Source organism: Leucobacter sp. G161 (assembly GCF_001482305.1).
In the GTDB taxonomy this organism is placed as follows: Bacteria; Actinomycetota; Actinomycetes; order Actinomycetales; family Microbacteriaceae; genus Leucobacter.
In genome coordinates, this window is the sequence record NZ_LOHP01000060.1 from 200,376 (window position 1) to 221,668 (window position 21,293).

The 21,293-nt window shown below is 64.7% G+C and carries 18 protein-coding genes; 6 read left to right on the top strand and 12 right to left on the bottom strand.

Translation table 11 applies throughout. The annotated features are described in order from the left end of the window. Positions 1-5: 5 nt before the first annotated feature. The 7 genes from rpsP to AUL38_RS08440 form a co-directional block, all read right to left on the bottom strand. Positions 6-446 carry a 30S ribosomal protein S16 gene (rpsP, locus tag AUL38_RS08410; protein WP_059061031.1) on the bottom strand — a complete coding sequence of 147 codons (441 nt, stop codon included), beginning with the start codon at positions 444-446 and terminating at the stop codon, positions 6-8. A 172-nt stretch (positions 447-618) separates the two neighbouring features. Then, positions 619-2,127: an aminopeptidase P family protein gene (locus tag AUL38_RS08415; protein WP_235590659.1), complete on the bottom strand. Its 1,509-nt coding sequence runs from the start codon at positions 2,125-2,127 to the stop codon at positions 619-621. Between the two features lie 36 nt (positions 2,128-2,163). Continuing rightward, complete coding sequence (locus tag AUL38_RS08420; RefSeq protein ID WP_059061033.1) at positions 2,164-3,459, bottom strand: alpha/beta fold hydrolase; 1,296 nt, start codon at positions 3,457-3,459, stop codon at positions 2,164-2,166. Continuing rightward, positions 3,456-4,421, bottom strand: coding sequence for an ABC transporter permease (locus tag AUL38_RS08425; protein WP_059061036.1), 966 nt, complete (start codon positions 4,419-4,421; stop codon positions 3,456-3,458). The genes AUL38_RS08420 and AUL38_RS08425 overlap by 4 nt, the downstream gene beginning before the upstream one ends. After that, positions 4,418-5,383 (bottom strand): ABC transporter permease, encoded by a 966-nt coding sequence (locus tag AUL38_RS08430; protein ID WP_235590660.1) that lies wholly within the window; start codon positions 5,381-5,383, stop codon positions 4,418-4,420. Before AUL38_RS08430 ends, AUL38_RS08425 begins: the two co-directional genes overlap by 4 nt. Further along, entirely contained in the window at positions 5,380-7,206 is a 1,827-nt protein-coding gene (locus AUL38_RS08435) for an ABC transporter ATP-binding protein (RefSeq protein ID WP_059061038.1), read from the bottom strand. Before AUL38_RS08435 ends, AUL38_RS08430 begins: the two co-directional genes overlap by 4 nt. Before the next feature lie 92 nt (positions 7,207-7,298). Continuing rightward, entirely contained in the window at positions 7,299-9,065 is a 1,767-nt protein-coding gene (locus AUL38_RS08440) for an ABC transporter substrate-binding protein (RefSeq protein WP_153006525.1), read from the bottom strand. A 238-nt stretch (positions 9,066-9,303) separates the two neighbouring features. On the opposite strand from AUL38_RS08440, the gene AUL38_RS08445 reads away from it, so the two are divergent. Continuing rightward, entirely contained in the window at positions 9,304-10,275 is a 972-nt protein-coding gene (locus AUL38_RS08445; RefSeq protein WP_059061040.1) for an aldose 1-epimerase family protein, read from the top strand. Positions 10,276-10,293: 18 nt separating this feature from the next. Here AUL38_RS08445 and AUL38_RS08450 read toward each other — a convergent pair whose 3' ends face one another. The 4 genes from AUL38_RS08450 to ftsY all read right to left on the bottom strand — a co-directional run bounded on the left by AUL38_RS08450 (position 10,294) and on the right by ftsY (position 15,235). Further along, on the bottom strand, positions 10,294-11,379 hold the full coding sequence (locus AUL38_RS08450; RefSeq protein ID WP_153006526.1) for a hypothetical protein: 1,086 nt from the start codon (positions 11,377-11,379) through the stop codon (positions 10,294-10,296). A gap of 57 nt (positions 11,380-11,436) precedes the next feature. Further along, the gene (ffh, locus tag AUL38_RS08455) at positions 11,437-12,996 is read right to left on the bottom strand and encodes a signal recognition particle protein (RefSeq protein ID WP_059061043.1); all 1,560 of its coding nucleotides are present in this window, start codon (positions 12,994-12,996) and stop codon (positions 11,437-11,439) included. 269 nt (positions 12,997-13,265) lie between these two features. Beyond that, positions 13,266-14,114: a 3-hydroxyacyl-CoA dehydrogenase gene (locus AUL38_RS08460; protein ID WP_059061046.1), complete on the bottom strand. Its 849-nt coding sequence runs from the start codon at positions 14,112-14,114 to the stop codon at positions 13,266-13,268. A 242-nt stretch (positions 14,115-14,356) separates the two neighbouring features. After that, on the bottom strand, positions 14,357-15,235 hold the full coding sequence (ftsY, locus tag AUL38_RS08465; RefSeq protein WP_059061048.1) for a signal recognition particle-docking protein FtsY: 879 nt from the start codon (positions 15,233-15,235) through the stop codon (positions 14,357-14,359). A 216-nt stretch (positions 15,236-15,451) separates the two neighbouring features. Here ftsY and AUL38_RS08470 point away from each other — a divergent pair, with 216 nt between their 5' ends. From AUL38_RS08470 to AUL38_RS08485, 4 genes are read left to right on the top strand one after another with little or no spacing between them, the layout of a single operon-like run. Next, the gene (locus AUL38_RS08470) at positions 15,452-16,804 is read left to right on the top strand and encodes a branched-chain amino acid ABC transporter permease (protein ID WP_059061050.1); all 1,353 of its coding nucleotides are present in this window, start codon (positions 15,452-15,454) and stop codon (positions 16,802-16,804) included. A 3-nt stretch (positions 16,805-16,807) separates the two neighbouring features. Continuing rightward, positions 16,808-17,794 (top strand): branched-chain amino acid ABC transporter permease, encoded by a 987-nt coding sequence (locus AUL38_RS08475; protein WP_059061052.1) that lies wholly within the window; start codon positions 16,808-16,810, stop codon positions 17,792-17,794. Then, on the top strand, positions 17,787-18,725 hold the full coding sequence (locus tag AUL38_RS08480; protein ID WP_059061054.1) for an ABC transporter ATP-binding protein: 939 nt from the start codon (positions 17,787-17,789) through the stop codon (positions 18,723-18,725). The genes AUL38_RS08475 and AUL38_RS08480 overlap by 8 nt, the downstream gene beginning before the upstream one ends. Beyond that, complete coding sequence (locus tag AUL38_RS08485) at positions 18,722-19,501, top strand: ABC transporter ATP-binding protein (RefSeq protein WP_059061056.1); 780 nt, start codon at positions 18,722-18,724, stop codon at positions 19,499-19,501. The genes AUL38_RS08480 and AUL38_RS08485 overlap by 4 nt, the downstream gene beginning before the upstream one ends. A gap of 91 nt (positions 19,502-19,592) precedes the next feature. Here AUL38_RS08485 and AUL38_RS08490 read toward each other — a convergent pair whose 3' ends face one another. Next, a complete protein-coding gene (locus tag AUL38_RS08490; RefSeq protein ID WP_059061058.1) occupies positions 19,593-20,369 on the bottom strand; it encodes a type IV toxin-antitoxin system AbiEi family antitoxin domain-containing protein in 777 nt (258 codons plus the stop codon). A 95-nt stretch (positions 20,370-20,464) separates the two neighbouring features. Between AUL38_RS08490 and AUL38_RS08495 the strand changes: the two genes are divergently transcribed. Next, entirely contained in the window at positions 20,465-21,250 is a 786-nt protein-coding gene (locus AUL38_RS08495; protein WP_059061060.1) for a crotonase/enoyl-CoA hydratase family protein, read from the top strand. The last annotated feature ends 43 nt before the right edge of the window (positions 21,251-21,293 follow it).

Consider the following 21,293-nt stretch of genomic DNA (forward strand, 5'->3'; position numbering starts at 1 on the left):
GAGTCTTAGGCCTCGGTGGTCTCAGCAGCGGCCTCTTCGGCCGGTGCCTCTGCGGGAGCCTCTGCTGCCTCTTCAGCGGGAGCCTCTACGGGCTTCGCTGCCTTGGGGCGGAGAACAGGCTTCTTCTTGGCGTCTGCCTCGAAGACTTCCTTCGCCTCGGGTGCGAGCACCTTCGACTCGGTCGAGCCCTCGCCCGAGAACTTGCCCCAGTCGCCGGTCAGCTTGAGGAGTGCAGCAACCTGCTCGGTCGGCTGTGCGCCGACGCTGAGCCAGTACTGTGCACGATCCGAGTCAACCTCGATGAAGGAGGGGTTCTCGGTCGGGTGGTACTTGCCGATCTCCTCGATGACGCGGCCGTCGCGCTTGGTGCGCGAGTCTGCAACGACGATGCGGTAGAACGGTGCGCGGATCTTGCCGAGGCGCTTGAGGCGAATCTTGACTGCCATGAGATGGCTCCTTCAGGTTGGGTTACATGTGACACCGCGCAGCTATCCAGGTCACGAAGACCGAAAGCGCGGAAGCCTGGCACGCAAATATGCGAACTAGGCAAGTTTGCCACAGCAGCGGCCAAATTGCAATTCTTGATGGGATCAGGGCTTTTGCAAAACCCTTGGGTGTTTACTTGCCCTGCACCTCACGCATCCAGGCTTCAATTCCCGCCGCGTCGATGGGAATTGCGTCCGAAATCACCTCGTGTCCAGTCTCGGTGACGACAAGGTCGTCCTCGATCCTCACTCCGATGCCGCGCAGCTCGGGCGGCACGGTTTCGTCCCACGCGTGGAAGTACAGCCCCGGCTCAACAGTGAGCGCCATGCCGGTCTGCACGGTGCCGCCGAGGTAGGTCTCGTAGCGCGAGGAATCGCAGTCGTGCACGTCGAGTCCGAGGTGATGCCCGACGCCGCACACGATGTAGCGGCGGTGGTGCTGCCCGTCTGCCGACAGCGCCTCGTCGACCGAGACCGGGAGCATGCCCCAGTCGTGTAGGCCATTCGCGAGAACCTCCATACAGGCGGCGTGGAAATCAGCCCAGAGCTTGCCCGGCTGCACTGCAGCGAGACCCGCCCGGTGTGACTTCTCGACGAGGTCGTGCACCTTACGCTGCGCCTCAGTGAACGTGCCGCTCGCCGGCAGCGTTCGCGTCACGTCCGCGGTGTAACCGGAGCGCATCTCGACGCCCATATCGAGCAACAACAGCTCGTCAGGGTGAATATCGCCGTCGGTGCGGGTCCAGTGCAGGATCGGCGCGTTAGATCCGGATCCAACGATCGTCGCGTAGCCGGGCGCCTGACCGACGGTACGAGCGTGCCTGTCGAAGGTACCCTGCAACCACCGCTCTCCGCCGCCCGAGATCGCGCGCGGGATCTCGCGGCGAACCTCGGCGAAGCCTTCGATCGTTGCGAGGTTCGCGCCGCGCAACTGGGCGATCTCCCACGCGTCCTTGATCTGGCGTAGCTCGGACAGCACAGTCGCGAGCCTCGCCGAACGCGCACGACCCTCAAGCGCCGCACCCGCACCGCGAGCCACGACCGCAGCGCCAGCGATGAGCGCATCATCGGGCACGCCTGCCTCGGCGAGCTCAGCGATGGGCTTCACCGTGAGCCCGAGCCCAGCAGACACCTCTTCGATTCCGGCAATTGGCCCAACCCAGAGCTCACCGTGGTTCGCGTCGGCGTAGAAGCCGCGGCTTCCTGGGCGCGCCGGCGGGGTGATGTAGAGCGTCGCGTCGTGCCCGCCAGACACCGGGCGCATGACGAGGACGGCGTCCTCTACCCCGTGGCCGACGGCCCACAGGAAGTCGCTGTCGGCGCGGAACTCGAAATAGGTATCGTTCGCGCGCAGCTGCGAGCGTCCGGCGGTCACTACCAGGGTGGCGCCTGGCAGCTCGGCGGAGAGCCGGGCGCGATGATCCGCCGCTGCCTGCGCGGCCCCCGGCTCGACCTTCAGCTCACGCGAGGCCTCGCCCCACCCGTCGGCCATCCACGAGGTGAACCCCTTGGACTCGCTGATGAGCGGCATGCGGGGGTCGCGGCGCGTCGCTCGCGAGTTCGGCATGCCCGACTCCCAATCGACTACGTTCACGGTGCTCCCGAGGCCGTTCAGCGTGGGGCCGTCGTGGTGATGCGTCATGTCTCTGTAACCCTTTCGAGGTCGTAATGTGTGGAATTAGTTGCGGGCGCTCGGGGTGCCGCCGAGGCGCACCTCGAGGGCGTCAAAGAGCCGCGGGGCGACGTTACCGAGCCGCAGCCCGTCGTGTTCGTACTCGTTGGTAACCCAGGCGTGGACGCCCTGCACCCGCGAAGCGGTGTCAAGCGAGAGCTGCGCGTCGACATACATGTCGTCGAAATAGACGGCGGCTTCGACTGGAACCTCGTTGCGAGCGAGCTGCTCGTGATCGTACGTCTCAATCGGCTGCGGGTTCGCGGCGAGGTGGTTCACTGCTGCCTGGATTCCGGTGAGCGCTCCGATCTCCTCGAACATCCACGGGAACACGGTTTCGCCCGTGAAGTTCAGCGGGCGCGCTGACTCGGCGAACTCGGGGTGGCGCTCGCGCTCAGCCTGCGCGGCCCAGCTGCTCGGGCCGGGCCCGTAGATCGCTTCCTGCAGTGCGATGAACAGTGGGTTCGTCGCGAACCCGGTCTCGGCCTCCACCGTCGCCAGGAACGTGGCCGAGAGCTCAGTCTCGGCTTCGTCGGCGAAAGCCTCGTCGAAGATCCAGTGCACGCGGTCGAAGCCGGGCTGCATGCCGAAGTCGAAGCCGAGGGTCTGCAGCCGGCGCACGGTGAGCCGGTCGCCGCCGGGCAACCGGATGTCCTCGCGCTCGAGTATGTCGGCGACGCGTGAGATGCGCTCGACGAGGTGCGGGTGGCGCGCGCGGAACTGCCGGTTCTTCTCGGCGATCCGCGGGAAGGTGCGTGAGTAGACGACCGCGGGGTCGGGATCGATACTCGGCAGCCCGCCGGTGATCGCCGAGGCGACAACCGACTCGGGGAAGTGCGAGAGATACTGCAGCGTGAGGAAGCCGCCGTAGCTCTGGCCGAGGGTCCACCACTGGCGGCCCGGGAAGTGCTCCTCACGCAGCGCCTCGAAGTCGCGCACGATCGAGTCCTGGCGGTGCTGCGCGAGCAACTCCGCGCCCTCGGCTGCGTCGAGGCCCTCGAAGCTGCGAGCGCTCAGCGGCGTCGAGCGGCCGGTGCCGCGTTGATCCGGCAGAATCACCCGGAAGCTGGTGACCGCGTCACCGAGCCAGCCGTCAGCCTCGAGCGGCCTGGGCGATTTCCCGCCAGGGCCGCCCTGCAGGAAGACGAGCAGCGGGAGGTCGGCGTCACGCTTCGTCACCTCGGTGACCTCGCGCGCGAACACGCGGATGGTCTCCCCCGCGGGCTCGTTCCAGTCGAGTGGCACGGTTACCCACAGGTCGCGGGCAACAAGGCGGGTTCCGATGGGGTACCAGTCGGTCATTTTCGGGCAGTCCTAACTCTCGAATCAAGCAGCGCGTACAGGGTATCGACGATCAGGTTCGACAGCACGACGAAGAGGCCGCCGAGGAGCACAATGGCGATGACAACGGGGCGATCCTGCATCGCGACGCTCGTCACCGCAAGCGAGCCAACTCCGGGAAGCCCGAACACCTGCTCGATCACAATCACACCTCCGAGGAGCATACCGATGTCAATTCCCAGCTGGGTGACCAGCGGAGGCATCGCGCTGCGGAACGCGTGGGTGTACGTGACCCGGCGCTCAGTGAGGCCCTTGGCCCGGGCGGTGCGGATATAGTCCTGGCCGAGCACGTCAAGCATCTGGCCGCGCGTCAAGCGCGCATACACGGCCGCGGTCACCAGCGCCAGCGTGAGCCACGGCAGCGCGAGGTGCCAGGCCCACTGGCCCGGGTTCTCAGTGAACGGCACGTAGCCAGAAGGCGGGAACAGCGTGACGCCCATCTTGGTGGGCAAGAAGTACAGGGCGTACAGCGCGATCATGCCGAGCACGAAGGTGGGGAAGCTGATACCGACGATCGCGAAGCCCTGACCGATGCGGTCACGCAGCGTGCCCGGGTGCTTGGCCGACGAGACCCCGATGGGAATTCCGATGGCGAGCCACACGATCACGGCGCCGAACACGAGCGACATCGTGACGGGAATGCGGCTCGAGAGCAGATCCCACACGGGCAGATTCGACCGGTACGAGAAACCGAGGTCGCCCTGCAGGAGATTCCCGAGGAACATGAAGTACTGCTGGATCATGGGCTTATCGAGCCCGAGGTTCAGGCGAATCTGCTCCATCAGCGCTTCCGTCGCCTTGTCGCCCGCAATAACGCGCGCGGGGTCGGTTGGCGAGACGTAGAAGAGGATGAACACGAAGATGCTGAGCAGGAAGAGTACGAGCGCGCCGAAGCCGACGCGAGAAAGGACATAGCGGATCATGCTTTGTTCCCCTTCGAGGAAGTCGGATCGAGGGCGTCTCGCAGCCCATCGCCGAGCAGGTTGAACGCGAGTGTGAGGGCAAGGAGGGCCAGTCCCGGCACGAGCACCATCCACGGCGCAACCATGTACATGGAGCCGTTCGCTGCGTCAGCGAGCATGTTGCCCCAGCTCGGCGTCGGCGGCACGATGCCCAACCCGAGGAACGAGAGCGTCGCTTCGAAGACCACCGCTGCGGGGATACCGAGTGTTGTGTAGACGATGATCGGAACGACAAGGTTCGGGAGCACGTCACGGAACATCATGGAGAAGCGTGACTCCCCGAGGGAGCGCGCAGCCTCGATGTACTCGCGTTCACGGATCGCGAGCACCTGTCCGCGGATGACGCGTGCAAGCCCAGCCCAACTGAAGAACACGATCACGATGATTGACAGGCCAAGACTCGGCCCGAGCACCGCGACAAGCGCGATTGCGACGAGCAGGAAGGGCACGCTCATCACGAGGTCGATGATGCGGCTGAGCAGCGTGTCGACCCATCCGCCGAAGAAGCCAGCGGTCGCGCCGATGATGACGCCAATTGCCGAGGCGATGAGCGACGCTGCGACGCCGACGAGTAGCGAGACGCGAGCGCCGTACGCGAGGCGCACGAACACGTCGCGGCCGAGCTGGTCGGTGCCGAGCAAGAACTCGGCGTTGGGCCCGACCGGGATACCGGAGGCCGACAGGCCAGTCTCGCGGAACTGCTCGGTGGGGCCGTGGCCGGTCCACTGTGCGATGAGCGGAGCGCAGATCGCGAACAGCACGATACCGAGAATGACCACCGCCGAGATCACGCTCGCGGGGTCGCGGAGCAGCCGTGCCATCGTGAGCTGTACCGAGCTCTTCGCCTGGATATCGGCAGCCTTCTGGGCCGCGTATCCGGGGGTGATAATGAGCTTCGTGTCTTTGGAGAAAACCTTATTCACAGTGCCCCTCCAGCTGCTGAAACGAGTACGCGTTCGCGCTCGACGCGCGGGATCTCGGGGGCAGCTGCCGAGAGCAGCTTCTTCGTGAACGCCTGCTGCGGATCGCCATAGACAGTCTCCGCGTCGCCAAGCTCAATGATCTTGCCGCCGTCCATCACCGCAATGCGGTCACACACGTGCCGCACCACGGCGAGGTCGTGCGAGATAAACAGGTACGTGAGGCCGAGCTCGCGCTGCAGCTCATCAAGCAGGTTGAGCACCTGCGCCTGAATCGAGACGTCCAGCGCCGAAACCGGCTCATCAAGAATCACGAGCTCAGGGTTCAACGCGATCGCGCGGGCGATGCCGATGCGTTGGCGCTGGCCGCCCGAGAACTGCGACGGGAACCGGTTGTAGTGCTCCGGGTTCAGGCCCACGATCTCCATGAGCTCCTGCACTCGGGCGAGTCGATCGTCACCCTTTGCGACCTTGTGAATACGGAACGGGTCGCCGATGATCGAGCCCACGCGGCGCTTCGGGTTCAGCGAACCAAACGGATCCTGGAACACCACCTGCACCTTGCGGCGCATCTGCCGCCACTCGGCGTCAGAGAGGTTACCGATATCTGCGCCGTCGAAGCGGATCTTACCCGAGCTCGGCGGGATCAGGCCCGCGATGGTGCGGGCGAGCGTCGTCTTGCCGCAACCGCTCTCCCCCACGAGGCCGAGGGTCTCGCCTCGGCGCACGGTCAGTGAGATGTCGTCAAGAACCGTGCGGGGCTCGCCCCGGCGCTGCGGGAACGACACCGTGAGGTGTTCGACGGTGACGATGCTGTCGTCGCTCGTGACCTCGATCTCGGCGGCCGGCATCTCGGGGGCCTCAGGTTCGGTCGGAGGCGTCTCAAGCCAGCACAGCGACTCGGTGCCGTCATCGAACTTCTGCAGGGGCGGCGCCTCGCCGCAGATGTCCATCGCGTTCACGCAGCGGTCTCGGAAGACGCAGCCGGTGGGCGGGTTGAGCAGGCTCGGCGGGCGGCCCCCGATCGGGATCAGCGGGGTGCCCGGAGCACGGTTAAAGGAGGAGGAGCGCAGCAGGCCAGCCGTGTAGGGGTGCGCGGGGTTGCCGAGCACGTTTTCGCTCGTGCCAACCTCGAGCTTGCGCCCGCCGTACATCACCATGACGCGATCGGCGACGCGCGACAGGATGCCGAGGTCGTGGCTGATCATGAGCACGGTCGCGCCGAAGTCCTCGCGCATCTCGGCGAGGAGGTCGAGGATCTGGGCCTGGACTGTGGAGTCTAGGGCGGTGGTCGGCTCGTCGGCGATGATGAGCGCGGGGTTGAGCGAGAGACTCATGGCGATCATCACGCGCTGGCGCATGCCACCGGAGAACTGGTGCGGGTAGGCGTCGAAGCGCGCTGCGGGGTCAGGGATCCTGACCTTCTCGAGCAGCTCGATCGCGCGGGCCTTCGCGGCCTCTTTCGTGACCTTCTCGTGGGCACGGATCTGCTCAACGATCTGCCATCCGACGGTGTACTGCGGGTGCAGGCTCGAGAGGGGATCCTGAAAAATCATGCTGATCTCGGCACCGCGCTTCTTGCGCAGGCCCTCCGCAGACAGCGTGAGCAGGTCTTCCCCCTGGAACATGACCTGGCCGGAGCGCTTTGCCTGCGGGATGAGGCCCATGATCGACTGCACAAGCACAGACTTGCCCGATCCGGACTCTCCGACGCTGCCGAAGAACTCGCCTTCGTTCACCGAAAATGAAACGTCTTGCACGGCGTGAACCGCGCCATCTTCTGTCGGAATGTCTACGACGAGATTCCGAACATCGAGTATTGCCACTCGTACTCCAAGGTTTGGTGGTGTGCGTGATGAGGCGGCGAACCGTGCGGCGGCGAATGGTGTTCCACCGCCGCACGACTCACGCACCGGCGTTACTGCTTGAGCCAGACGTTCGTCCAGTCTCCGTTCTGGGCGAGCGCGTAGATCGCGAAGTCCTGCACGCGGTCAGAGTGGTAGTTCGCCTTCTTGCGCGAAACAATGCTCACGATCGGCGAGTCTTCCATGACGGTCTTGTCGACCTCGTGCCAGAGCTTGCCTGCCTCCTCTGGCGTCGCAGCAGCGAGCGCCTGGTCAGCAAGCTCGTTTGCCTTGTCGTTGTTGAAGTCGACGTAGTTGTACGACTGCGGGGTTCCATCGAAGGTGAACTGCGGCTGGAAGACGGAGCGCGCTGCGCCGCCAACCCAGTCGGGCGACCAGCCGACGAGCGCGACGTCCCACTCACCGGTGGAGGCGTTCTCACGGTTCGTCATGAAGTTCGCGTAGTAGTCGGTCGGTGGGACCGGGAAGAGCTCGACGGTGATGCCAGCCGCTTCAAGGCTCGACTGAATCGTCTGCGCGATGTCGGGCTGGGTGCCAACGTTGCGGTACGGGAACTTCAGGGTGAGGTTCTCGACGCCGGCTGCCTTGAGCAGCTCCTTCGCCTTCTCGGGGTCAGCCTTGCCGCTCTTGTCGCCGTAGAGGCTGAACTCTTCGTAGCCGTTGATTCCCGGGCCGAAGATCCCGTTGGTGACCGAAGCAATATCTTCGCCGCCCATAACCTGCACAACTGCCTGCTTGTCAATGGCGTACTGAATTGCCTGGCGCACCTCGAGCTTCTGGAGCGCGCTGTCGTTGTTCGTGGTGGTCGTGTTGAACCACATGAACTGGTCGATGCCACCGTTCTCCATGGTGGTGAACTTCTTATCGTTCGCCGCCTGGAGCTGCTGGATGTTTGCCGGGCTCGGGCTGAGGTCGAAGAGCATGTCGGCCGAGCCGGCCTGCAGCTGCTGCATCGCCGCATCACCCTCGACGCCCATCGTCATCTCAATCTTGTCGACGTGCGCCTTGCGCAGTGGGTCGCTGTCGGCCTTCCACGACTCGTTGCGTACGAACTCCCACTTCACGTCGGTCGTGTACGAAGCCACCTTGTAGGGCCCCGAGGAGACGAAGTTTGCTCGGTACTCGGGTGAATCCGGCAGGTATTCCAGCACCTCGACGGGCGCGGGGTTGGCGGTCGGAAGGCTGAGCATCGAGGTGAAGTCGGAGGCGGGCTCGACGAGCGTGAACACGACGGTCTGGTCATCGGGTGTCGCGATGCCCTTGATGTCGTTGGACTCGACGTAGTCCTTCATTGCGGCGGCCTCGGCCGGCACCTTCGCGAAGCCTTCGCAGTACTCGGACATGCCGTCGATGAGACTGATGAAGTAGCCACCGAGTGCGGCCCCAATATGGGGGTTGCAGATGCGCTCGATACCGCGAGCCACGTCGCCAGCGACGATCGGGCGGGCACCGTCCGGCGCGTCCCACGTGACGCCGTCGCGAATCTTGATCTCGTAGGTGAGACCGTCTTCGCTAGCGGTGGGAACCTCTTCAGCGATATCGCCGGTCAACGCAATGCGTTCGTCGACATCGTTCGAGGTTTCGTAGCTGAGGATCGAGCGCGAGAGGGAGCGTACGACGCTGTTCACCGGCACGTATGCCGTGAGCTGCGGATCGAGTCGATCCACGTCACCATTGGCGAGGACCTTGAGCGTGCCGCCCGGCTGCGGTTCGCCGCCTGCTTCGCCACCCCCACCGGAACCGCCGGTTGCACACCCGCTGAGCACGAGCATTGCGGCTGCGCCGAGCGCAACGCCTGAGAGAATCTTTTTCCGAGCCATAGAGTCACCTTTGAATCGCTGAGTAGGCTGCGTCACGCCCGTCGGGCGCCACGGATGCAGATCACATCACGAGTACCATAATACATGTCAACGGTCGCACCCTACATTGCGCCTCTCGGGAGTGTCGCGAGCGAACTCGTACGTTACACACAGTCAACGGAGCGTAGAGCCCCCTCACGCTGCGTTGGGCTGCCCCCGGGCACTACGCTGGGCAGCCCCGGGCACTACGCTGGGTGCCATGCAGAGTAGCGAGCCCAGCACTGTCGACCCCATCGCGTATCCCTCCGGACAGGAACTGACGATCACCTTCGGCGACGCCGAGGCGCGAATCGTCACTGTCGGCGCGTCGCTCGCAAGCTACCGCGCGCACGACCGCGATCTCGTGCTCCCGTTCTCCGTCACCGAGATCCGCCCGGCATTCCGAGGGGCAACACTCGCTCCGTGGCCCAATCGCATCCCCGACGGGAGCTACCTCTTCCACGGCGAGCAGCAGTTGCCGCTGTCTGAACCAGGCCGAGGACACGCACTCCACGGGCTCGTGAGCTGGCTAGATTGGAGAGTTCTCGTTCACTCACAGAGCGCCGTGACACTCACCACGGAGATCGTCCCGCAGCCGGGGTACCCATGGCGCGTGGCGGTGCGCACCGAGTACCGTCTCGCCGCAGATGGCCTCACCCAGACAGTGACCGCAACGAACCTCTCAGCCGAGCAGGCCCCCTTTGGCACCGGCCCGCACCCGTATCTCGTCGCCCCCAACGGCCCGCTGAGTTCCTGGGTTCTGGAGCTCCCGGCGGAGACCGTGTTGCTGACCGACGATCGGCTCTCGCCGCTCGGCACCGCCCCCGTCGAACACGACGCTGAGCGCTTCGACTTTCGAGAGCCGCGCACGATTGGCGCCACAGAACTCGACCACGCGTTCACCGACATCCGCAGGGGCGGCGACGGCGAAGCACGCGTCCGATTGACAGACAGTGCGGGGCACGGCGTCGAGATCCGTTTCGACGACCGCTGCGGCTGGGTGCAGGTGCACACCGCAGACCAGCCCAACCGGCAGCTCACCAGACTCGGACTCGCAGTCGAGCCGATGACCTGCCCGCCCGCGGCTTTCCAATCGGGTGAGGACGTGCTCGTCATCGAACCGGGCGCCGCGGTGTCGGCCTCGTGGACGATCGCAGCGATTCAGCCACCCCTCGCGCAACTCGAGCCCTAAGCAGCACAGGCGCTTGACCTACCTGTCGAGGAGCCACCCCAACACGTGCGGGAAGGCCAGCATCGCACCGATGACGCCCACGAACGCTGCGGTGGTCCACGCTGTCGAGCGCCGCCGCAGCCGCCGGCCCTGCGCAGCAACTTGAGCGCGCGGGCGGCTCGCCCGTGGATCCGAGTAGCTTGCAGCTTGGTGCGCGAGTTCCGCTCCAACGAGCTCCGCGAAGTAGACAAGCGCGGTGCTCTCTGCCGCATCAGACCGAGCAGTCACCCGTGACGAGGCAAGTTGCAGCCGATCATCGATGACCTCGATATCCCATCGGCTTCCGTAGTCGATGAGGCAGGCCATCACGTCGGGTGTGAGCAGCTCGAGCGCGTCACGCTCGTAGCCTTCGGGCACGTAGATCGTGAAATATCGGTCGAAATCGCCCTCGAGCGACAGCCGTTGCGTGCCAGGCAGGAGCGTCCGCAGGCTGCCGTTGCCGCGGGCATCGATGATGAGGTGGGGCAGGGCTCGCGGCAACCGAAGCGAGAGATAGCGGAAGCCGTGCCGCGGACCCTTCGGATCGTTCTTGCCGCCGGTGTAGCTCGCGATACCGATCGCCAGTTCCGGATCGCTCGCATCGCGCCCTCGCCACAGCACGAAGGTGCTGCGGAACAGTGACGCCGGCCGCGCCGCCCCAACGGGCAGCCGACGCCTGGCAGGGTCGCGCGGGCCAGGGAGCTTCTCTGCGAAGAACACCCCGAGCCTCGCCGGCGGAAACCCCATGCGCATGTAGCCCATGCCCTCGTGCTTCGCGAACAGCTCGAAGGCGAGGCCTCGCCGCGTGTCAGCTGGCATCGACACCATGATGAGGCCCCACATCCAGAGCAGAATGGACGCGAAGAGGGCGATGACAATCAAGAACCCATGCGCCCATGCGATCCATCCGGGCAGCGCTATTGGGCGCGGCCACTCGAAGGTCAGCGCAAGCCACACCACCGTACATACTGCTGCAGGAATACAGAGTAAAGCGCCGAGGGCTGCCTGCCGAAACACCGTCGGCTGGGCTGCCCGCACCTCCGCCCAGGAGACGCGAGACGGCCACGACTCACGCAGGGTCACCAAGCGGTCACTCTGAGCGCCTCCGCGAGGTCTTCCGCTCATACGCGACGTTCCAGGGGCCTAGCGGAGTCCGCCACCGAGCATCTGCTGCAGCTTTTCCATTTCCTCGGGGCTCGGAGCAGCGGCTGCTCCCCCGGTGTTGCCCAAGCCGAAGCCAGATCCACCCTGCGGCGCGGGAGCCTCAATCGGGGTCTGTGCGCGCTTCGCCGGGTTACCGGACCGCTTCGCGCCCTTCCCCTTTTGCTGCTGCTTCTTCTTGCCGCCGTGACCCCCCATACCAGGCATCGGGCCCATTCCGGGAATCTGCGGCATACCGCCACGGGCGACGGTCTTCATCATCTTCGCGGCCTGCTCGAAGCGCTGCACGAGCGAGTTCACGTCGGTCACGGTCATGCCCGAGCCCTTCGCGATACGGAGGCGACGCGAGCCGTTGAGGATCTTCGGGTTTTTCCGCTCTTCCTGCGTCATCGACTGGATGATGGCCTCAGTGCGGATGATCTCGCGCTCGTCAAAGTTCTCGAGCTGATCCTTCATCTTGCCCATGCCCGGGAGCATGCCCATCATCTTCTTGATGGATCCTGCCCCGCGGAGCTGCTGCATCTGGCCGAGGAAGTCGTCGAGCGTGAACTCGTCCTTTGCGATCTTCTCCGCGACCTTCTTTGCCTCGTCCTCGTCGAACGCGCTCTGCGCCTGCTCGATGAGCGTGAGGATATCGCCGAGGTCGAGGATTCGACTCGCCATACGGTCCGGGTGGAACGGCTCAAAGTCGTCGAGCCCCTCACCGGTAGACGCGAACAGGATCGGGCGGCCCGTCACACCGCGGATCGAGAGCGCCGCGCCGCCGCGCTGGTCGCCGTCGAGCTTGGTGAGCACGACACCCGTGAAGTCGACGCCCTCCTGGAATGCCTGCGCGGTCGCGACCGCGTCCTGGCCGATCAGCGAGTCGATGACGAACAGCACCTCGTCAGGGTCGACAGCCTTACGGATATCGCGGGCCTGCTTCATCATCTCGGCGTCAACGCCGAGGCGGCCTGCCGTGTCAACGATCACGAAGTCGTACTGCTTGGCCTTCGCCTCCGCGACGCCCTGCTTGGCGACCTTGACGGGGTCGCCAACTCCGTTGCCGGGCTCGGGAGCGAAGATCGCGACACCGGCCTGCTCGGCTACAACACCGAGCTGCGTGACGGCGTTCGGGCGCTGCAGGTCACAGGCCACCAGCAGCGGCGTATGCCCCTGGCCCTTCAGCCATTTCGCGAGCTTGCCCGCAAGCGTCGTCTTACCAGCGCCCTGGAGGCCAGCAAGCATGATCACGGTGGGAGGGTTCTTCGCGAACTGCAGCCTGCGCTGGTCACCACCGAGCACCTCGACGAGCTCTTCGTTGACGATCTGCACGACCTGCTGTGCCGGGTTCAAGGCGCGATTGACCTCGTCGCCGAGCGCGCGTTCCCGCACCTTGCCAGTGAAGTCCTTGACGACGTCGAGCGAGACGTCCGCCTCGAGCAGGGCGCGACGGATCTCGCGAACGGTGCCGTCAACATCTGCCGCCGAGAGCTTGCCCTTCGCGCGAAGGTTCTTGAACGTGTCGGTCAGGCGCGTTGAGAGAGTGCCGAAAGTAGCCATAGTGCGTCTAGTCTACCGCGCCACAACCTCGTCAGGAGCACCTCAAGGAGTAGGGCACGGACGCGACAGGTTCTCAGTCGAGTCCGTGCCCTCTCAGCTCGGGAGCGCTTCTTGGGTCCCGCAGTGAGCGCGCATACATCGCAGGGTGAGGCCGTGAGGAGCGTCCTGGCAGCACCAGAGATCCGACGAGCGTGGGAACGAAGTCCTGAGCGTTCACCAGCCGGTTCGATGGAACTAACCGGGCCCTGCATCCGCCGGCCCCGTCAGCGCTACTTGTAGTCGTAGAAGCCGCGGCCTGATCCCTTGCCGAGATATCCCTTGTCGATGTAGTCCCGCTTGACGATCTCGGCAAACTCCCGCATGACGGGGTCGTCGCTATCCTTGCTCAGGTGATACGGAGTCATCATGCCGACAACGTCATAGATCTCGAAGGGGCCAGCTGGAGCACCGGTCGAGATCTTCCAGGTGCGGTCGATGTCTTCAACGCTCGCGATGCCCTGCACGAACAGGTGTGCTGCGGCGTCGAGGAACGGCACGAGGAGCGAGTTCAGCACGTAGCCGGGCTGCTCCTTGTGAATCCGGATCGGCACCATGCCAATCTCCTCGGCAAACGTTGCGACCTCTTCGAAGGCGCCAGCGTCGGTTCCCGCGTGCCCCATGACCTCGCCGACGTTGAACTTCCACACCTCGTTCGCGAAGTGCAGCGCGAGGAACTTCTCAGGGCGGCCGGTGAACGGTGCGATGTCGCTGGGCAGGAGCGTCGAGGAGTTCGTAGCGAAGATCGTCTTCTCTGGTGCGACCGCTGCCACCGCTTCCCAGGTCTGCTGTTTGATGTCGAGGCGTTCGGGCACGGCTTCGATGACGATGTCTGCATCCTTCATCGCATCGGCCAGGTCGGCGGTAACGCGGATGCGTGCGACGGCTGCATCAAGCTTCTCAGCGGTGGCGTCGGGCAAGTCTGCGAGGTAGGCGGCCTTCAGGTAGTCCCAGCGTTCGGGCAGCTTCGCAAGGATCTCGTCGCTAATGTCGTACGCAACGACGTCCTTGCCCGCGTAAGCGGACTGAAAGATGATCTGCGAGCCGAGCACTCCAGTGCCGAGCACGGTGAGATGTTGCATGGTTTTGCCTTTCTCGAAAGTCGCTCCCCCATTCGGGGCGCGTTCCGGTCCGGCGGCCGCACATCTGTGGCTCGGCCGTCAGGCCTCGCTCATAAGTTTAACAAAGGCAACTACTGTTCGGTCGGTTTTCGCCAGCGGCATATCCAGCTCTGACGCCGATCGCGGGCGAGGGAACGGGCGCGCTCACGCCCCGACTCCGGCTCCCGCTCACGCACCAACTCCGGCTTATGCACCGGCACCGACTACGCGATGAGCTGCGCTGCGAAGACGTGCGGCGTGAAGCCCGTCAGGTCCCCAATCCCCTCGCCCTGACCGACAAGCTTGATGGGGAGCTTCGTGTGCTCCTGCACCGCGAGCACGAAGCCGCCCTTTGCGGAACCGTCGAGCTTGGTGAGGACCAGGCCAGTAACGCCGGCATGCTCGATGAATGCCTGTGCTTGCGCGAGCCCGTTCTGCCCGGTCGTCGCGTCAAGCACGAGGAGCACTTCCGAGACGGGCGCGAGCTTCTCGATGACACGGCGGATCTTCCCGAGCTCATCCATGAGCCCGCCCTTCGTCTGCAGTCGCCCAGCGGTGTCGATGATGGCGACGTCGAAGGACTCGTCAATCGCCCGCTGCACGGTCTGGAACGCGACTGACGCCGGATCCTGGCCCTGCTGCTGCGGCTTCACGATCGCAACGCCCGCGCGGTCAGCCCAGGTCGCCAACTGCTCGACGGCTGCGGCGCGGAAGGTGTCGGCCGCGCCGACGATGATCTTCTTGTCGAAGCGGGTGAGGTAGTTCGACAGCTTCCCGATCGTCGTCGTCTTACCGACACCGTTCACGCCGACCACGAGGATCACGGCGGGACGTTCTGTGAGCTTGAGTGTGGGATCAAATGCTGCGAGCCGCTCTTCGAGCGTCTCACGCAGGATCCGCTTCAGCTCCGTCACTTCGGTCACCCGGTATCGCTCCACGGAGGCGCGCACGTCGCTGAGGATCGAGTCTGCGATATCCGGTCCGAAGTCTGCGGTGATCAGCGCCGTCTCAATATCGTCCCAGGTGTCCTCGGTGATCGTCTCAGATGCACCGCCAAAGACGTTCCGAAACGCGCGAGCAAACGACCAACCCTTTTCTGCCATGTCTCTAAGACTAGCGACAAGTTCGCACCCCGCAGGCGGGCCGAGATGTTGCGTATCGGCAACGAAGCACCCGGGACACGCGGAAACGTCGGCTTGGGGTCCTCTTGCCTTGTATATTCGATGAGACAGCAACGACGCTTCGACACACGCGCAGGTGGCAACGCGCGGACCAATGGAGGTCAAGTGAACCACGTAAGAACACGGAGCGGCATACCCATGCGCGCCCCCGCCATCGCACTGCTAGCTCTCATCGTGAGCTTCTTTGCGTTGTCATTCCAAGCTCTCCCGGCGCACGCCGCGGACTGCACACCAGACGCAACAACCGGCTGTGTGCAGGGCATCATCAAGACCAGCGCGGGCGATCCCGCGGTCGATGTGGAGCTCACACTCTCCGGTAAGGGAGCTCAAGAAGAAACCACAACCGACGAAAACGGCAGGTGGTCGTTCTCGATCACGCAGGCAGGCGAGTACACCGTAGCCGTCAGCGCAGCGTCGCTCCCCGAGGGCCAGTTCCCGAAGGCAGCTGACTCGCGCAGCGTGCAGGTTGCGCTCTTTGAATCGGCGAGCGCACTGTTCCCGCTGACCGACGATCCCGACGCTGCCGCGGCTCCCACCGCGCCAACGGGCGGAGACGAGGCCGCAGGCGAGGAGGCGACGCAGGCAACGAAACCCAGCGCCTCCGGCAGCTTCTCCTGGCCCCGGTTCTGGCAGCAGGCCGCCTCCGGGCTCCGCATGGGGCTTCTCCTCGCGCTCGGTGCCGTCGGCCTCTCCCTTGTGTTCGGCACGACTGGCCTCTCGAACTTCGCGCACGCAGAGATGCTCTCGATGGGCGGCATCCTCGCGTTCCTCGCGATGCAGCTCACTGGCAACATCTGGATTTCCGGCCTCCTCGTGGTCATCGTCATGGCCGCCTTCGGCTGGTTCCAAGACGCGGTGCTCTGGAAACCGCTGCGCAAGAAACGACTGAGCCTCACACAGATGATGATCGTCTCGATCGGTTTCTCGATCGTGTTGCAGAACATCTTCCAGTTCTTCTTCGGCGCAAACATTCTGCGGATCGACCCGTCGACGCCGAAGACGGTGACTATCCTCGGCGTGACGCTCACGGTGCAGTCGTACATCGCGATGGGCATCGCGCTCGTCGCGATCATCGGGGTTGCGCTCGTCATGAAGTACACCCGTTTCGGCCGCGCGACTCGCGCGGTCGCCGACAACCGCCCGCTCGCTGAGGCTTCGGGGATCGATGTGGATCGCGTGATCCGCTCGGTCTGGACCGTCGGCGTCGCGCTCGCCGGCCTCTCGGGTGTGCTCCTCGGCCTCGTGCTCAACGGCATCGCGTGGAACACGGGCTGGCACTACCTGCTGCTGCTCTTTGCGGCCGTCATCCTTGGCGGCATCGGAACAACCTTCGGTGCCATCGTCGGCGCGCTCATCATTGGCCTGGTCATCGAGATGGCAAACATCTGGCTGCCGGGAGACCTCAAGCACGCAGCGGCGCTCCTCATTCTTATCGTGGTGCTGCTGGTGAGGCCGCAAGGCCTCTTCGGGCGCAAGGAACGGATCGGATAACCCATGGACTTTTGGACCGGACTTCTGCAGGCAATGCTGCAGACTGCGCTCTCACCCGTCACCGCGGCATTCGTCATCGCCGCGATTGGCCTGAACATTCACTTTGGCTTTACGGGTCTCATGAACATCGGCCAGGCCGGATTCATGCTCGTCGGTGGGTACGGCTTCGTCATCTCCGTGATGAACGGCGTTGGGTTGTTCCCTGCGATCCTTATCTCGATGGCAGCTTCAGCCCTCTTCGCCCTCCTCCTCGGGATCCCGACAGTGAAGCTTCGCGGCGACTACCTCGCCATCGTGACCATCGGTGCCGCTGAGATCTTGCGCATGACCGCGCGGCTCGCAAATATCAGTCACATCACCGGTGGCCCCAGCGGGATCCAGAGCACACGCTTCCGCGAGCAGTTCAATGGGCTCTCCCCGCTACCCGAGGGACGGACTTCGTTCCTCGGCCTCGACTATGTGAACACCGGCGTCGATGACTGGTGGTCGCGCATCATCGCGTGGGCACTCGTTGGACTCTTCCTGCTCATCACCTGGTTGCTCATTCGCAGCCCGTGGGGGCGCGTACTCAAGGGCATTCGCGAAGACGAGGATGCGGTGCGCAGTTTGGGCAAGAGCCCGTTCTCGTACAAGCTCCAAGCCCTCGCCATCGGTGGCATTATGGGCGGCTTCGGCGGCATCATCATGTCGCTGCCCGCGACGATCAACCCCGATGGCATGTCGCGCGCGACGACGTTCAACATCTGGATGATCCTGCTCCTTGGAGGCGCCGCGACGATCCTCGGACCACTGCTCGGATCGATCCTGTTCTTCGTTGTGCGACTCGTGATCACGAGCCTCGCAACGGAGTTCGTCCCGGCCAGCGTGCTGAACGCGCAGCAGGCCGAGATCCTCGCCTGGATCCTGATCGGCGTCATGCTCATGCTGCTGGTGATATTCAGACCGCAAGGCATCCTCGGGAATAAGAAGGAGTTGGCCTTCAATGACTAACTATCCATACGACCGCGCCGCACTGCGCGCGAACCTCGCGACCCTGGAGCAGACACCGGGCGTCGCCAAACCAGACCCGATTCTCACCGCCGACAACGTGGTTCGCCGCTTCGGCGGCATGACCGCCGTCGACGTCGATCACGTCGAGGTGCAGCGGGGCGCGATCACCGCGCTCATCGGGCCCAACGGCGCGGGGAAGACGACGTTCTTCAACCTGCTGACGGGCTTCGACCGGCCGACCCCGGCCTCTGGGCGGGAGAAGGCCAGCTGGTCCTTTGACGGGAAATCGTTCAGCAGAACGAGCGCAACGAAGGTTGCCAGGTCGGGCATGATCCGCACGTTCCAGCTCACGAAGGCGCTCACGCGTATGACCGTACTCGAGAATATGCTCATCGGCGCTGCGAACCAGCCCGGAGAGAATCTCTTCGTCGGGCTCGTGAAACCGCTGTGGGCAAAGCGCGAACGCGAGAACGTCGAACGAGCCGAGGAGCTCCTCAGACGCTTCAAGCTCGACGCCAAACGTGATGACATGGCGGGCGGGCTTTCGGGCGGGCAGAAGAAGCTCCTCGAGATGGCGCGTGCGCTCATGTCGAACCCATCGATGATCATGCTGGACGAGCCCATGGCCGGCGTGAACCCCGCGCTCACGCAGAGCCTGCTCGAACACATTGAGACGCTGCGCGACGAGGGCACGACGGTGCTGTTCGTGGAGCACGATATGCACATGGTGCGGCACATTTCCGATTGGGTCGTCGTCATGGCGCAGGGCAAGATCATCGCTGAGGGCCTGCCCGAAGACGTGATGACGAGTTCCGCTGTGATCGATGCGTATCTCGGCGCGCACCACGACCGTGACCTTGGGGATGACGACGTCATCAACACGGAGATGATTCGGACAATCGAAGAACAGGTGAGGGAGGAGACGCGATGAGCGAGCACCAGCCAGAAATGGTTCTACACGCAGACCGACTGCACGCGGGGTATCTCCCTGGCATTAACATCCTCAACGGCTGCACGATCGAAGCCCGCAAGGGCGAGCTCGTCGGCATCATCGGCCCGAACGGATCGGGAAAGTCGACGCTGCTGAAGTCGCTGTTCGGCCTCGTCGACATCCGCGACGGCTCGGTCACGCTCAACGGCGAGGACGTCACACGGGCGAAAACGAACCAGCTCGTCCGCATGGGAGTCGGGTTCGTCCCGCAGACGAACAACGTATTCCAGGCGCTCTCCATCGAGGAGAATCTGCAGATGGGAATGTTCACGAAGCCGAAAAACTTCGCGAGCAGACTCGACGAGATGTGGGACCTGTTCCCGATGCTCGCTGACCGCCGCAAGCAGCTCGCGGGCTCGCTCTCCGGGGGCGAACGGCAGTCGGTCGCGATGGCTCGTGCGCTCATGACCGAGCCCAGTGTACTGCTGCTCGACGAGCCGAGCGCAGGCCTCTCCCCCGTCCGCCAGGACGAGACATTCATCCGCACCAGGCAGATCAACCAAACAGGTGTGACGATCGTGATGGTCGAGCAGAACGCACGCCGCTGCCTGCAAATCTGTGATCGCGCATACGTGCTCGACCAGGGAACGAACGCGCACCAGGGCACCGGGCGGGAACTCGCGAACGATCCGAAGGTGATCGAGCTGTATCTCGGCACCCTCGCGGCCGACGTCGAGGCGAAAACCGGTGCGATCAAGACGCAGGAAGAGGTCTAGCAGCACCGCTTCCAGTCTGGGCAGCAGAGGGGCTGTCGCGCTCGTAGAGCTGCGATAGCCCCTCTGTCGTGCCTCCCCGCTGCCGGTCGGGCTAGTCTGCCAGCCACGCTTGCCACAGCGGGTACGCGAGCGCTTGATACCTGCTCATCTCGGCGATGAGCCGGGTCCGCGCGGCACTCGGCATGAGCTGCTCAGGAAGCACGGGATCGCGGAGGATCAGCGTGATGGTGTCCCGGCCCAGCAGGAGCGTCTGGCGCACAGCATCGTCGCGTCCGAGTGCGCTCAGCCCGTCAGCGCTCTGTCGTAGCTCGGCGCTGCGCTCCTCGAGACCCCGGATCATTCCGGGAACGTCCCACAGCGCGGCCGCTCGTCGCTGTGTTGCACCATCGAATGCTCCAGCGCGGAACACCATCGCTCGGTCTGACAGCCCGAGCCCGCGCAGCGCTGCTGCAGCTTCGGCAGCTCCGCCGGGCCGGTTGTTTGGCCGGACTTCGAGCCCCTGTCCGAGGCTCCGAAACCCCGAGAGGCTCAGCGCTCGCTGATGTGTGCGCCATCCAACCTTGTCTGAACGTTGCACGTCCCCATCGTGCACCGCGACCCAATCGCCGCTCCACGCCACCGTGTCTTCTCCGTGCCAACGCCATGCTGCCACGCGTCGTGAGAGCGCGGAGGGATCGCTGGGTGGCGCATAGACGCCACGACGGACCCGCCGTATCTTGCCCTCGGCAACCAAACGAGTCAGCGTCACCCGCACCGTGGTCTCGCCCACGCCGAAGACTCCGCCTGCTCGGCACAGCCCGCCGACGCTGACCTCGCCGCCGTGAGTACCGAGCAGGTCGAGCAACAACGACGGAGCTGAGAGAGCCATTCCGCAATTGTTACATGAAGTGGCATCCGTTGCGCAACATTTGAATGATGCGTACCGTTCATCCCATAGCCTCACACACCGAACAGGAGCGCCCCGTGGACTTCATCACCGTCGAATCCGAAGGCCCGATCCAGACACTCACCTTGAACCGCCCACTCGTGCGCAACGCAGTGCACGGGCCGATGGCAGCCGAGCTCGCGACCGCCGTCGCAGCGTTCGAGGCCGACGACGAGCTGCGCGTCCTCATCCTGACCGGAGCTGACGGGACGTTCTGTGCCGGAGCGGACCTCACCTCGATGCGCGACCCAGACCTCAGAAACGTAGTGACCCCGGACGGCAGCGGATCAGGCCCAATGGGCCCTTCGCGCCTACACATCACAAAACCCGTGATCGCCGCGATCGAGGGGCACGCCGTCGCGGGCGGCCTTGAACTTGCGCTGCTCGCCGACCTCCGCGTCGTCGCCAGCGACGCAACCCTCGGGGTCTTCTGCCGCCGCTTCGGCGTGCCACTCATTGACGGCGGCACTGCCCGACTGCCACGCATCATCGGGCTCGGCCGCGCCCTCGACCTTATCTTGACCGGCCGACCAGTCGCGGCCAACGAGGCGCTCAGCATGGGACTTGCCACACGAGTTGTCGCTCCCGGTGGCGCGCTGACTGCCGCTACTGACCTCGCGTACTCGCTCGCGGCGTTCCCGCAGGAGTGCATGGTTGCGGATCGCGCGGCCACCTACGCCGGACTCGACCAGCCCCTTGCCGAAGCGCTTCGGGCAGAAGGAAGCGGCGGGGCACCGATCGTTGAGCGCGAGGGGCTCGCTGGCGCGCTCCGCTTCGCCCAGGGATCGGGCCGACATGGCTCCTTCGACGCACAGCACCAATGACAGCTGAGGCTCCTTCCACCCCTCACCCCTACCGCAGGATCGC